Source organism: Xanthomonas maliensis (assembly GCF_009192945.1).
Classification (GTDB): domain Bacteria; phylum Pseudomonadota; class Gammaproteobacteria; order Xanthomonadales; family Xanthomonadaceae; genus Xanthomonas; species Xanthomonas maliensis.
Window position 1 is genome coordinate 1 of sequence record NZ_NSET01000029.1, and the last position, 12,513, is coordinate 12,513.

The window sequence follows — 12,513 nt, forward strand, 5'->3', positions numbered from 1 at the left end:
GGGTTTACACAGCTAGCGCTGCATGCCCCAGCGACGGACGGTCAGCCGCTCCAACGTCTGGAAGACCACGCCTTCAACCAGCAGGCCGAGCGCGATCACCATCGCCAGGCCGGCGAACACCCGGTCGGTGTAGAGCTCGTTGCGGTTCTGGAAGATGTACCAGCCCAGGCCGCCCTGGCCGGAGGTGGCACCGAACACCAGCTCGGCAGCGATCAGAGTGCGCCAGGCGAACGCCCAGCCGATCTTCAGCCCGGACAGGATGGCGGGCAGCGCGGCCGGCACCAGCAGCTGCACGACATAGCGTGGACCCCGCAGGCCGACATTGCGCCCGGCCATGCGCAAGGTCTCCGGAACCGCCTGAAAACCGGCATAAGTGCTGAGCGCCAGTGGCCAGAGCACCGCATGCACCAGCACGAACACCAGGCTGCCGGTCCCCAGGCCAAACCACAGTAGGGCCAAGGGCAGCAGGGCGATGGCCGGCAGCGGATTGAACATGGCCGTCAGGGTCGCGAGCACGTCGCGGCCCCAGCGGGTGGACGCCGCCACCGCGGTCAACGCGAAGGCCAGCAACACGCCGAGCACATAGCCCTGTGCCAGCAGATGCAGGGAGGCGCCCACCCGACGCAGCAGTTCGCCCGACAGCAGGCCGTCGTAGAATGCCTGCGCGGTCTGCGCCGGGCTGGGCAGCATCAAGTCGTCGCCCACCACCCGCGCGGCGACGGCCCAGATGGTGATCAGCGCGACCAGCACCAGACTCTTGCGCAGCCACGCCGGCGCCTGTCGGCGCAGGCGGGAGCGTGCCGGCAGCAGGGCCGGATCCAGCGGCTGGACGGCGACTTCGTATTCCGCCCGTACCGGCGGCAGCTCCGGCAGCGTCGCGTGGCGCGCGGTCATGGCAGGGCCTCGCGCACCGGCACCGGCGGCCGCCGCAGCCGCGCCACCTTGGCATCGTCCAGGCCGGCGTCCGGCAGGTCGAACAGCAGGCGATGGATGCGTTGGGCGGTCTGCTGGAAGGCCACGCTGCCAGTGCTGTGCGGATCGAAGGCATGCGCGTTGAGTTCGGCACGGACCTGGCCGGGGTGCGGAGATAGCAGCAGCACGCGATTGCCGACCACCAGCGCCTCGTCGATGGAGTGGGTCACGAACAGCAGCGTGAAGCGCAGGCGCTCCCACAGTTCCAGCACCTGCTCCTGCATGCGCGCACGCGTCAGCGCATCCAGGGCGGCGAAGGGCTCGTCCATCAACAGCACGCGCGGACGCATCGCCAGCGCGCGCGCAATCGCCACCCGCTGTTTCATGCCGCCGGACAAGGTATGCGGGTAAGCCTGGGCAAAAGCGCTCAGTCCCACCTGCGCCAGACTGTCGTCGGCGCGTTCGCGCGCCTCGGCGCGGCTCAGCCCGCGCGCCGTACGCAGGCCGAATGCGACGTTCTCCTGCACCGTCTTCCAGGGCGCCAGCTGATCGAATTCCTGAAAGACCACCACGCGGTCCGGGCCCGGCGCGGCGATCGGAGCACCGTCCAGGCGGATCTGTCCGGCAGACGGTGCGATGAAGCCCGCCACCGCCTTGAGCAGGGTCGACTTGCCGCAGCCGGATGGACCGAGCAAGACGAAACGGTCGGCCGCATACACGTCGAACCGGACCTTGTGGGTGGCACGCACCACGCTTTGCGCGGAGGCGTACTCCAGGCTGACATCGTCGACCTGCAACAGGGGCTTGGCAGCAGCCATGGCTCAGCTCCCGCCCGCGATCAGCGGGTCGTCGAAGAAGTAATCGCTGAGCTTGCTCGGCGCCTGGGTGATCGCACCGCTGCGCTGCATGAAGACACCGAGCTTCAGCGTGTTCTGCGGCACCACGGTGAGTTGCACCTTGGGATCCTTCAGGATCTTCACCAGCAAGGCTTTGTCGATGCTCGATCCATTGCGGCGCAGGAAGATCTCGGCGGCCTGCTCCGGATGCGCGCTGGCGAAGCGGGCCGCTTGCGCCAACGCGGCGATGAAGGCGCGATAGGTCTTGGGATTGTCACGACGGAACTTCTCGGTCGCGTACAGCACCGTGGCCGAGGACGGTCCGCCTTCGATGTCGTAGGAACTGGTCACGATGTGCGCCGCCGGATTGCGCGCCAATTCCTGTTCCTGGAACGGCGGGCTGGCGAAATGCGCGGTGATCTCGCTGCGTCCGCGGATGATGGCCGCCGCCGCATCCGGGTGCGGCAGCGCCACCTGCAGCGGATCCAGCTGGTGGATACCTTTGTCGCCCCAGCGTTGTTGCGAGGCATGTTGCAGGAAGCGCGATTGCACCGACACGCCGGTGGCCGGCACGGCGATCCGGTCCTTGGGGGTGAAGTCGCCGATGCTCTTGATGCGCGGCGTGTTGCTGATCAGGTAGTACGGGAAATTACCCAGCGAGGCCACGCCGCGGACGTTCTGACGGCCGCGGGTCCGGTCCCAGATGGTGAACAACGGGCCCACGCCGGCACCAGCGATGTCGATCGATCCGGTCAGCAAGGCATCGTTGGCGGCCGCACCGCCAGACAACTGCAGGAACTGCACGTCGATGTCCACGCCGGCGGCCTTGCCTTGCTGCTCGATCAGCCGTTGTTCCTGCGCCACGTCCAGCAGCAGATAGACGATGCCGTATTGCTTGGCAATACGCAGCTTGCCCTCCGCCTGTGCCGAGGTGGCATGCAGCAGCGACAAGGCGGCGATCGCCAACAGCGTCAGGCGCGATCGCCGCAGGCGTCGATCGCCGCGATGAGGGAAGAGAGTCAGGCGCATGCGACGCTCCAAAAAAAAAGGCTGGGGGCGGCGTGCATCAGAACGGTACATCGCCTTCGATGGTGGTGCGGTTGAGACGGCGGCGCAGGTGGTCGGGGGTGCCGGCTGCCAGGTGCATCACCGAGCGGTTGTCCCAGAACACCATGTCGTGTGGCTGCCAGCGGTGGCGATACACCAGCGCCTGGCGGGTACTGTGCGCGAACAGGGTCTGCAGCAGTGCCTGGCTTTCGTCGGCAGGCAGGCCCACGATTCGGGTGGTGAAGTGCTCGCTGACGAACAAGGCCTTGCGTCCTGTTTCCGGATGCGTACGCACGACCGGGTGCTGCACTGGTGCCACTTCGGCGCGCTGCTCCGGCGTCAATTCCGGCCGCCAGGGATTGCGCGCGCGCAACGCGTCGTACTTGGCCAAATAGCTATGCTCGGCGCGCAAGTCCTGCAACCGTGTCTTGAGCGCCGCGGGCAACGTTTCCCAGGCCAGGTGCTGGTTGGCGAACAAGGTGTCGCCGCCTTCTGTCGGCAGCTCCTGCGCATGCAGTAGCGAGCCCAGGCTGGGAGTTTCCTTGTACGACAGATCCGAGTGCCAGTAATGCCCGGCATCGCCCAGCCCGATCGGCTGGCCGTTTTCCTTGATGTTGGACACCACCAGCACTTCGGGATGATCGCGCAGCTGAAAGTTGCGCAGCACGTGGATCTGCAACGGACCAAAGCGACGACTGAACTCGACCTGCTGGGCCGGGGTGATGCGCTGATCGCGGAACACCAGCACATGGTGGTCGAGGTGGGCGCGATGGATCTGCGCGAAGGTGCGCGCGCTCAGCGGCTGCGACAAGTCCAGCCCCAGCACCTCGGCACCTAGCGGCGCGTCGAACGGGACGATGCGCACCGTCGCAGCGGCTGCGGAAGCTCGCTGCACGCGTGCGGCGGAAGTAGCGTTGGCCATGGTGCGGGACCTCGACGACGACGGAACGATCGCCATCGAGCGGCGACCGGACCCCAGACTCTAGGCAGTCCCCCGCGTGCTGCGAACGTACGGTTCGCAAGGTCCTTATGCGTTACCGGCATATCGATCGCCACATCCATGCCGGCGCGGCAGCAACCACGCCGGCGTGGAGTGTTCTATGGGGCGCGCAGGGCCAAGGCCGGCGGAGTGGACAGGATCCGCCGCGTTCCCGACCAGCCGGCCAACAGACTCAGCACCAGGCCGAGCGCGCCACCCAACAGCAACCGTGGCCAGTCGGGTGTGAGCGGGATCTCGAATGCCTGCTGCCCGACCACTGCGCCGATGGCCGCCGCGGCCCCCACCGCCAGCACCGCCGCCAGCAGGCCGAGCGCGCCGAATTCGACCAGCACTGCGCCACGCAACTGACCGCGGCGTGCGCCCAGGGTGCGTAGTACGGCACTGTCGTAGCGACGTTCGCCGGCAGTGGCCTGCAGGGCGGCCAGCAACACCAGCACGCCGGCCAACAGGCTAAAGCCCATCACCAACTGCACCGCCTGCGCCACCTGGTCGATCACCTCGCGCACGCGACCCAGGATGGCGTCGATGTCCAGCACGGAGATGTTCGGATAGTCGCGACTCAGCGACGCCAGGCGTGCGCCTTGCCCGGCCGGTAGATGGAAGCTGGAGATCAGGTTGTAGGGCGCATCGCCCACGGCACCCTGGTTGAGCAGCAGGAAGAAGTTGACCCGGAACGAATCCCACTCGGCCTTGCGGATGCTGGTGACGGTGAAGCTGCGTTGCTGTTCGCCCAACAACAGGGTGATGCGATCGCCCAGTTTGAGCTGGTAGCGCTGCGCCCAGCCTTCTTCTACCGACGCCTCGGGCTGGGTGCTGTCCTCGCTCCAGAAGCGTCCCTGCAGCAGCGTATTCGCTGGCGGAAACGCATGCCGCCAGGAGAAATTGACCGGGCGGTTGTCGCCGTCGCCGTCGTCGCCCGGATCGCGATCGCTGCGCAGTGGTGGCTTGTCGTTGATGGCGACAAGTCGTCCGGTGGAGAACGGCTCCACCGTCGCATCGTGCACGCCCAGGCCGCGCAAGGTGTCCAGCACCGGTTGGGTCTGCTCGGGCTGGATGTTCATCAGGAAGTAGTTGGGGGTGTCCGCCGGCAGACGGTCACGCCATTGTGCAAGCAGCCCGGGGCCGACCACGGCCAATAGCAACAGCGCGCACAACGACAGCGACAGTCCGACCAACTGCACCACGCTCAGACCGCGCCGTCGGGTCAACGCGGCCAAGCCCAATTTCCAGGCGCCGCGCAGGCGATGTTGCAGTGGTCGCAACAGCGCAAGCGAACCCAGGCCGAGTGCCATCGACACCAGTGCCAGTGCCGCCAATCCGCCCAGCACCCACGCGGCCAACACCAGGTTGCCGGTGGCGTAGACGGTCAATGCCAGGGTCGCCGCCAGCGCGGCGGCATAGATCAGCAGTGAGCTGGGTGGCACGCTGGCGAAGCTGCGATTGAGCACGCGCATCGGCGGAACATTGCGCAGCCGCAGCAGTGGCGGCAGGCCGAAGCCCAGCAGCAGGATCAAGCCGATGCCGGCGCCGGCCAGTGCCGGGCTGGCCTGTGGCAGCGGCAAGCGTTCGGGGATCAGGCTGCCGAGCGCCTGCACCAGTCCCTCCTGCGCCAACATGCCGGCGCCGATGCCGACAACGCATGCGGGGAGCGCGGTCAACAGCAACTGCAGTGCGAGCATTGCCAGGATGTCGCGCTGGCGCGCGCCCAGACAGCGCAACACCGCCACCGTGTCGATGCGACGGGTGGCGAAGCGATTGGCGGCCAGCGCGGTCGCCACACCGGACAACAGCACCGCCAGCAATGCCGACAGCGCCAGGAAACGCCCCGCCCGATCGAAGGCGCTGCGCATGCCGCGCTGGGTGTCCTCGATGCCGACCAGGCGATATTCGCTGGCGCGTGGCTTGAGCCAGGCGCGCAGGTCGGCGATGGCGGTGGGCGAGCCGGTGAACATCAGCCGATAGGAAGCACGACTGCCTGGGCCGAGCAGGCCGGCGGACGCGATGTCGGCGCGGTTGACCAGCAACGGGGGGGAGAGCTGCATGAGTTCGCCGGAGGCATCTGGCTCGGCACGCAGCACACCGGCGATGGTCAGCTGCCCAGCACCGAACTCCAGTTGTTGACCGACCTTCAGCCCCAGCGCGTCCAGCAGGCGCGGGTCCGCATAAGCCTGACCCGGTGGCGGTGCGCTGGCAGGGCGGCCCTCGACGGTGTTCTCGTCCTTGGAGACCAGCAACTGTCCGCGCAGCGGATAGCCGGCGCCCACGCCGCGGATATTGGCCATCTGGCTGGCTTCGCCATGGAACAGCACACTCGGGAAGCTGACCAGGCGCGTGCTGCGCAACCCGCGTCGCCGTGCCTCCTGCTCGAACGCCGCGGGGATGTCCTGCCGTCCGGTCACGCCCAGGTCGCCGCCCAGCACTTCGGCGGCGCTGGAGGTCAACGCCAGGGTCACCCGGTCGACCAGGGTGCCGACGGCCGTCATCACCGCCACGCCCAGCACCAGTGCCGCGAAGACGGTCAGCAGATCGCCGGCCAGGAACTCGCGGCGAACGGCCCGCGCGGCCTGTCGCAGGACGTTCATGCGCCCTGGCCGGTCTGGGCGTGCAGGCGCCCGCCGTCGATGCGGTAGACATGGCGGCAACGACGCGCCAGCGCCATGTCGTGCGTCACCAGCACCAGCGTGGTGTCGCTGCTCGCATTGAGCGCGAACAGCAGGTCGCTGATCTGCGCGCCGGTGGCCTGGTCCAGGCTGCCGGTGGGCTCATCGGCGAACAGGATCCGCGGCCGTGCCACGAACGCGCGTGCCAGCGCCACCCGCTGCTGCTCGCCACCGGACAGCTGCCGCGGGTAATGCCGCGCGCGTGCGCTCAAGCCCACCGCTGCCAGCACTTCGCGGACCCGCGCCGGATCCTCGCGACCGGCCAATTCCAACGGCAGGGCGATGTTTTCCTCGGCGGTCAGCGCCGGCAGCAGGTGGAAACTCTGGAACACGAAACCGACTTCGCGCGCGCGCAGCGCGGCGCGCGCTTCCTCGTCGAGCTGGCCAAGTTCCTGGCCGGCCAACTGGATGCTGCCGCGGCTGGGCAGGTCCAATCCGGCCAAAAGGCCGAGCAAGGTGGTCTTGCCGGAGCCGGAGGCGCCGACGATGGCGACACTATCGCCTTCACTGACCGTCAAGCCGATGTTGTCGAGGATGTGGAGCGTTCCTTCCGGTCCGCTGACGGACTTGCCGACGTCGCGGACATCGATGGCAGGGCGAGTGGCGGGGCGGGGGGCAAGACTGTCGATGAGGAATCTCCGAATGCGTGGAAGAACACTGCGGTATGGCGCACTGCTCCTGTGGCTGCTGACACTCTCCCTGATCGGGCCGGCCTTTGCCTCTGCCAAAGGTGGGGGCGGCGGAGCCCCGATCCTGGTCGTCGGCGACAGTCTGAGCGCGGCCCACAACATCCCGGTGCAGTCCGGTTGGGTGACGCTGCTGGATCAGCGGCTGCACAAGGAGATGGCGACGCCACCGCCGGTCGTCAATGCCAGCATCAGTGGCGAGACCACCTCCGGCGCCTTGACCCGGCTGCCCGGTCTGCTGGCCAAACACCGACCCGGCGTGGTCGTCATCGAGCTGGGCGGCAACGATGCACTGCGCGGACTCACGCCGGCCCAGTTGAAGGGCAATCTGGAAAAGATGATCCAGCTCAGCCGTCAGGCCGGTGCGAAGGTGCTGTTGCTGGGCATCGATGTGCCACCGAACTACGGCCCGGCATACCGGCAGCGCCTGCGTGCCACCTATGCCGATCTGTCTCGCCAATACCAGACGGGACTGGTGCCGTTCTTCCTGGAGAAGGTGGCGCTGCAACCCGGCCTGATGCAGGCCGACGGTCTGCATCCCACCGCCCAGGCGCAACCGCAGGTGCTTGAGACCGTTTGGCCGGCGCTGCGGCCGCTGCTCGATCGCTGAATCCTTGAGGGTGGTTTGCGGGTCTTCACGCCCCTTGCACCCTGCATCCGGCATGTTTCACAAAGCTGAAGACCGAGGAAAGTCCATGCGTCAGACCAAGGAAACGTCCGGCCTCGTGCTGGTCGTCGAAGACAATCGCAACATCTCCGAAATGATCGGCGAATATCTGGAAGGCCGCGGTTTCGAGGTCGACTATGCCGTGGATGGTCTGGACGGGTATCGCCTGGCCGCCGAAAACAGCTACGACGTCGTCGTGCTCGACCTGATGCTGCCGCGCTTGGACGGCATCGAAGTGTGCCGCCGCCTGCGCAACGACGCCCGCAAGTCCACCCCGGTGCTGATGCTCACTGCGCGCGACACGCTGGACGACAAGCTCACCGGTCTGGGCTTCGGTGCCGACGATTACCTGACCAAGCCGTTCGCCATCCAGGAGCTGGAAGCGCGTCTGCGTGCGTTGATCCGCCGCGAACGCCGTCAGGTGGGCTCTGAGGTGCTGAAGGTGGCCGACCTGGTGCTGGATCCGGTGAGCATGCGCGCCACCCGTGCCGGCACCGAGCTGCAGCTGTCGCCGATCGGCCTGCGCCTGCTGACCATCCTGATGCGCGAATCGCCGCGCGTGGTCACCCGCCAGGAGATCGAGCGCGAGATCTGGGGCAATGGGTTGCCCGATTCGGACACCTTGCGCAGCCATCTGTACAACCTGCGCAAGATCATCGACAAGCCGTTCGATCGCCCGCTGCTGCATACCGTGCAGAGCGCGGGCTACCGCATCGCCGACATCGCCCAGCCGATGACCTGATGCGTGCGACGACCGGCCGCCTGCTGGCGGCCGGTCGCTTCGCTTGGCAGGCGCCGAGGCGCCGCTCATCGCCGCGTGCTGCCGACCGGTTGCACGACGGACTCACGGAAGCGTTGCCTATACTTTGGCGCTCTTCTCTGGACGCTGTAATGCCGCACGGGCTCCCGCGCAAAATCCGCATTGCCTTCCTGCTGCAGGTCGTATTGGCGAGCCTGGCGATCGTGCTTGGCGGTTACCTGATCTCGCTGGTGATCAAGTACAGCCTGGTACGCACGGTGCTCGCCGACGAGGCAGTGCATTTCTGGCAGATGGCACACACAACGCCCGACCATCGCCCACCCGACACCCGCAATGTCTATGGCTACTTCGCCCCGGCCGGCCGTGATTCCGGCGGGGTTCCCGTCGCCTTGCGGCAACTGTCGCCGGGCTTCAGCGAAGTGCCGGCTGCCGATGCGTTGGTCTACGTCGACCAACGGCCCGAAGGACGTCTCTATCTGGTGTTTCCGCGCTCGCGCGCTGCCCATTTGACGCTGTGGTTCGGCGTGGTGCCAGCCATCCTGGTCTTGCTGGCCATCTACAGCGTCTCTTGGTTTACCTACCGCTTGTCCAAGCGCCTGGTCTCGCCGGTCAGTTGGCTGGCGCAGCGGGTGGCGCAGTGGGATCCGCGCCAGCCGCAGGTAGAGGAGCTTTCACCGGAACGACTGCCGGTCGAACTGCAAGGCGAAACGCGACAACTGGCCGAGGCGCTGCATGCGCTCGGCCAGCGGGTCAGCGAGCACATCGCCCGCGAGCGCAATTTCACGCGCGACGCCAGCCATGAACTGCGCACTCCGTTGACGGTGATCCGGGTCGCCAGCGACATGGCGCTGGCCGACGAGGCGGTGCCGCCGCGGGTGGAACGCAGCCTGCGCCGCATCCAACGCGCCGGCCGCGACATGGAGGCGGTGATCGATGCCTTCCTGATCCTGGCGCGCGAAGCGGAGATCGACCCGCAGAGCGAGAGTTTCGACGCGTTCGAATTGGCAAGCGAAGAGCTCGACAATGCGCGCGAGCTGCTCGGTGACAAGCCGGTGACCCTGCATCTGGTGGGGGAGCGCAGCTTGCCGATGTTCGCGCCGCCGCGGGTTTTGCGTGTCGTGCTGAGCAATCTGTTGCGCAACGCCTGCGCCTACACCGACAGCGGGCAGGTCACAGTAGAGCTGGCGCACGACCGCATCGTCGTACGCGATACCGGGATCGGCATGAGCGAGGAAACCCGCGCACGTGCCTTCGAGCCGTTCTTCCGCGCCGATCCGAATCGCCCGCAGGGAACCGGTCTGGGGCTGTCCATCGTGCGTCGCCTCTGCGATCGCTTCGGCTGGCGCATCGAGTTGCACAGCGAGGCCGGCGTGGGAACGTCGGTGGCGGTGGTCGTGGCCTGAACCGAGGGCGGCGGCGAACGCTCGCAGCGGGCGGGGCCGCTTGGGAGAGCGCGGCCAGCGGGCGACACGCCACCCGCCCACGTACAGCGGTCAGCTCAGTTGCCGTCCAGGACCGGGGTCAGCGTCTTGCGCCAAATGGCGTAGCCATCGGCCGTCATGTGCAGCATGTCCGGGCGGAACAGCTCCGGCCGGGGATGGCCGCTGGCATCGAGCATGGGCGTATAGACGTCCACATAGTCGGTGTGCGGGACCTTGGCCAGGGCCTGTTTGATCAGGCGGTTGGCGGTGGCGATGGACGGCAGCAGCGCCGCGCGCGACGGGCTGGGCTTGATCGAGATGTAGCTGATGCGGGCATCGGGCAGAGCGCGCCGCACGCGTGCCACAAAGGCGAGCACGTCGTCGCGCACCTGGGTCGGCGACCGGCCGCTGTTGAGGTCGTTGTCGCCGGCATACAACACCACCTGACGCGGCGCATAAGGAATGACGATGCGGTCCGCGTACCAAGTGCTGTCGCGCACTTCCGAGCCGCCGAAGCCGCGGTTGATCACCGGCTTGCCGGGGAAATCCTGCGCCAGCGTCTCCCAGAAGCGGATCGACGAACTGCCGACGAACACGATGCCGTGTTTGGGCGGCGGCTGGTGTGCGTCGCTGTCGGCAAAACGGCGCATATCGTCTTCCCAGGCAGCGTTGGACACCTGGGCCGGCACCTGCGGCACGGACGCGTTGGCGGCCAAGGCGTGATGGGCGCTGGCTGTCAGGGCGAGCGCGCACAGCAAGGCGCGCAGCGGCAGTCGGGTCATGCGAAGTCCTATAGCGGTGGGGCGAACGCGCATGGTGCGGCAGCGCGCCGGTGGGGGCAAATCGGCCGATGGCTGGCGGCGTACAGCGCGAGCGTGCAAGATTCGCACTTTCCCCAGCTTTGGTCGGTCATGAAGTTGTCTGGTTCGTTCCCACCCGCGCGCCGCCCTCGGCGTTGACCCATGGCCGATCAACTGGGACACCTGCCGCGCGGTCCGCGGCGCATGATCAAGGCGGCCATCTGGTCGTGGCAGGGCTTGCGCGCTGCCTGGCTGCACGAATCCTCGTTCCGGCTGGAAGTCTGCCTGGCGGCGGTGATGCTGCCGTTGGCGTTGTGGCTGGGCCAGTCGGCACTGGAGCGCATCGCGCTGATTGCGCCGTTGCTGATCGTGCTGGCCGCTGAATTGCTCAACTCGGCGATCGAAGCCGTGATCGAACGCTACGGTCCGGAGCACCACGTGCTGGCCGGGCGCGCCAAGGACATGGGGTCGGCCGCGGTCTTCGTGCTGTTGCTCAATGTGCTGTTGTGCTGGGGATTGATCCTGGTGCCGCGGTTGCTCTGAGGGCGTGCATGCGGGCTTGATCTGGCCCATGGCATGCTGCAGCTCTCCGGTCGAAGGAAACGCCCGTATGTCCCGAGTGCTGCGCAGCCTGTTGATGGTGTTACTGGTTCTGTCCCTGTCCGGCTGCGGCTACAACGCCATCCAGCAAAAGGAAGAAGGCGTCAAGGCCGGCTGGTCGGAAGTGCTCAACCAATACCAACGCCGCGCCGACCTGATTCCGAACCTGGTGCGGACCGTGCAGGGCTATGCGCAGCAGGAACGCCAGGTACTGACCGAGGTGACCAACGCGCGCGCGCGTGTCGGGCAGATCCAGGTCAATGCCGACGATGAGGCATCGCTGAAACAGTTCCAGCAGGCCCAAGGGGAATTGGGGAGCGCGTTGTCGCGTCTGCTGGTGGTCAGCGAGAACTATCCGCAGCTCAAGTCCGATCAGTCCTTCCGCGATCTGCAGGTGCAGTTGGAAGGCACCGAGAACCGCATCACCGTGGCGCGCGGCCGCTATATCCAGACGGTGCAGGACTACAACACCTACATCCGCTCGTTTCCGCAGGTGATGACCGCCAAGATCTTCGGCTATCAGCCCAAGCCTAATTTCAGCGTCGAGAACGAGGCGCAGATTTCGCGCGCACCGCAGGTGGACTTCGGTACCCCGCCGCCGCAACAGCCGCAGCCGGCACAGTAGGGTGAAGGGCGTGACGCGCGTAGAGCGTCGCCGGGGCCGCTTGCCAGCAGCGCGAAGTACCTCCACGGCGCGCACTCTCCGATCTGGTTCGGCCAAGGCCGGCGATCGGCGATCGGGCAGGCGTCGGCGGTACTTGCACGGGTCGTGGTGGCTGCTGTGCCTGTGCCTGTGGCTGTGCATGGCCACTGCGGGCGCGCAGACCTTGGCGCCGATCCCGTCGCTGCGCTCCCCGGTGGTGGACACCACCGGCACCCTGGATGCGCAACAGGTTGCCGGACTGGAACGGCAGGCGCTGGCGCTGCAGCAGCGCAAAGGCGCGCAACTGCAGGTGCTGATCGTGCCGAGTACGCAGCCGGAGACCATCGAGCAATACACCCAGCGGGTGTTCGATCAGTGGAGGCTGGGGCGCAAAGGCATCGACGATGGCGTACTGGTGTTGGTGGCCAAGGACGACCGCCGGGTGCGCATCCAGCCCGGCTACGGGCTGGATGCGCACCCG

General features: G+C 67.1%; 13 protein-coding genes. 6 read left to right on the forward strand and 7 right to left on the reverse strand.

Going from position 1 to position 12,513, the window contains the following annotated elements:
* Positions 1-12: 12 nt before the first annotated feature.
* From CKY51_RS09685 to CKY51_RS09710, 6 genes are all read right to left on the reverse strand, one after another.
* Positions 13-894, reverse strand: a complete 882-nt coding sequence (locus tag CKY51_RS09685; RefSeq protein ID WP_022970847.1) for an ABC transporter permease — start codon at positions 892-894, stop codon at positions 13-15.
* Positions 891-1,730, reverse strand: a complete 840-nt coding sequence (locus CKY51_RS09690) for an ABC transporter ATP-binding protein (protein WP_152249158.1) — start codon at positions 1,728-1,730, stop codon at positions 891-893. Before CKY51_RS09690 ends, CKY51_RS09685 begins: the two co-directional genes overlap by 4 nt.
* Before the next feature lie 3 nt (positions 1,731-1,733).
* Positions 1,734-2,777, reverse strand: coding sequence for an ABC transporter substrate-binding protein (locus CKY51_RS09695; protein WP_152249159.1), 1,044 nt, complete (start codon positions 2,775-2,777; stop codon positions 1,734-1,736).
* 37 nt (positions 2,778-2,814) lie between these two features.
* Positions 2,815-3,717, reverse strand: a complete 903-nt coding sequence (locus CKY51_RS09700; protein WP_022970832.1) for a TauD/TfdA dioxygenase family protein — start codon at positions 3,715-3,717, stop codon at positions 2,815-2,817.
* A 176-nt stretch (positions 3,718-3,893) separates the two neighbouring features.
* Entirely contained in the window at positions 3,894-6,377 is a 2,484-nt protein-coding gene (locus CKY51_RS09705) for an ABC transporter permease (RefSeq protein ID WP_022970831.1), read from the reverse strand.
* On the reverse strand, positions 6,374-6,979 hold the full coding sequence (locus CKY51_RS09710; protein ID WP_272944096.1) for an ABC transporter ATP-binding protein: 606 nt from the start codon (positions 6,977-6,979) through the stop codon (positions 6,374-6,376). Before CKY51_RS09710 ends, CKY51_RS09705 begins: the two co-directional genes overlap by 4 nt.
* Before the next feature lie 103 nt (positions 6,980-7,082).
* On the opposite strand from CKY51_RS09710, the gene CKY51_RS09715 reads away from it, so the two are divergent.
* From CKY51_RS09715 to CKY51_RS09725, 3 genes are all read left to right on the forward strand, one after another.
* Positions 7,083-7,751 carry an arylesterase gene (locus CKY51_RS09715; RefSeq protein ID WP_031338423.1) on the forward strand — a complete coding sequence of 223 codons (669 nt, stop codon included), beginning with the start codon at positions 7,083-7,085 and terminating at the stop codon, positions 7,749-7,751.
* A gap of 85 nt (positions 7,752-7,836) precedes the next feature.
* Complete coding sequence (locus CKY51_RS09720; protein ID WP_022970829.1) at positions 7,837-8,550, forward strand: response regulator transcription factor; 714 nt, start codon at positions 7,837-7,839, stop codon at positions 8,548-8,550.
* A 149-nt stretch (positions 8,551-8,699) separates the two neighbouring features.
* The gene (locus CKY51_RS09725) at positions 8,700-9,971 is read left to right on the forward strand and encodes a sensor histidine kinase (protein WP_022970828.1); all 1,272 of its coding nucleotides are present in this window, start codon (positions 8,700-8,702) and stop codon (positions 9,969-9,971) included.
* A 95-nt stretch (positions 9,972-10,066) separates the two neighbouring features.
* On the opposite strand, the gene CKY51_RS09730 is transcribed toward CKY51_RS09725, so the two are convergent.
* Positions 10,067-10,771 (reverse strand): SGNH/GDSL hydrolase family protein, encoded by a 705-nt coding sequence (locus CKY51_RS09730; protein WP_022970827.1) that lies wholly within the window; start codon positions 10,769-10,771, stop codon positions 10,067-10,069.
* A gap of 180 nt (positions 10,772-10,951) precedes the next feature.
* Between CKY51_RS09730 and CKY51_RS09735 the strand changes: the two genes are divergently transcribed.
* From CKY51_RS09735 to CKY51_RS09745, 3 genes are all read left to right on the forward strand, one after another.
* Positions 10,952-11,332 carry a diacylglycerol kinase gene (locus CKY51_RS09735; protein WP_022970826.1) on the forward strand — a complete coding sequence of 127 codons (381 nt, stop codon included), beginning with the start codon at positions 10,952-10,954 and terminating at the stop codon, positions 11,330-11,332.
* Positions 11,333-11,399: 67 nt separating this feature from the next.
* Positions 11,400-12,014 (forward strand): LemA family protein, encoded by a 615-nt coding sequence (locus CKY51_RS09740; RefSeq protein ID WP_152249161.1) that lies wholly within the window; start codon positions 11,400-11,402, stop codon positions 12,012-12,014.
* Between the two features lie 178 nt (positions 12,015-12,192).
* On the forward strand, positions 12,193-12,513 hold a 321-nt coding region (locus tag CKY51_RS09745; protein ID WP_211904885.1), incomplete at its 3' end, for a TPM domain-containing protein.

Bases quoted from the DNA above. Each gene is read 5' to 3' on its own strand.
- CKY51_RS09685 (WP_022970847.1), bottom strand. From the start codon at position 894: ATGACCGCGCGCCACGCGACGCTGCCGGAGCTGCCGCCGGTACGGGCG.
- CKY51_RS09690 (WP_152249158.1), bottom strand. From the start codon at position 1,730: ATGGCTGCTGCCAAGCCCCTGTTGCAGGTCGACGATGTCAGCCTGGAG.
- CKY51_RS09695 (WP_152249159.1), bottom strand. From the start codon at position 2,777: ATGCGCCTGACTCTCTTCCCTCATCGCGGCGATCGACGCCTGCGGCGA.
- CKY51_RS09700 (WP_022970832.1), bottom strand. From the start codon at position 3,717: ATGGCCAACGCTACTTCCGCCGCACGCGTGCAGCGAGCTTCCGCAGCC.
- CKY51_RS09705 (WP_022970831.1), bottom strand. From the start codon at position 6,377: ATGAACGTCCTGCGACAGGCCGCGCGGGCCGTTCGCCGCGAGTTCCTG.
- CKY51_RS09715 (WP_031338423.1), top strand. From the start codon at position 7,083: ATGAGGAATCTCCGAATGCGTGGAAGAACACTGCGGTATGGCGCACTG.
- CKY51_RS09720 (WP_022970829.1), top strand. From the start codon at position 7,837: ATGCGTCAGACCAAGGAAACGTCCGGCCTCGTGCTGGTCGTCGAAGAC.
- CKY51_RS09725 (WP_022970828.1), top strand. From the start codon at position 8,700: ATGCCGCACGGGCTCCCGCGCAAAATCCGCATTGCCTTCCTGCTGCAG.
- CKY51_RS09730 (WP_022970827.1), bottom strand. From the start codon at position 10,771: ATGACCCGACTGCCGCTGCGCGCCTTGCTGTGCGCGCTCGCCCTGACA.
- CKY51_RS09735 (WP_022970826.1), top strand. From the start codon at position 10,952: ATGGCCGATCAACTGGGACACCTGCCGCGCGGTCCGCGGCGCATGATC.
- CKY51_RS09740 (WP_152249161.1), top strand. From the start codon at position 11,400: ATGTCCCGAGTGCTGCGCAGCCTGTTGATGGTGTTACTGGTTCTGTCC.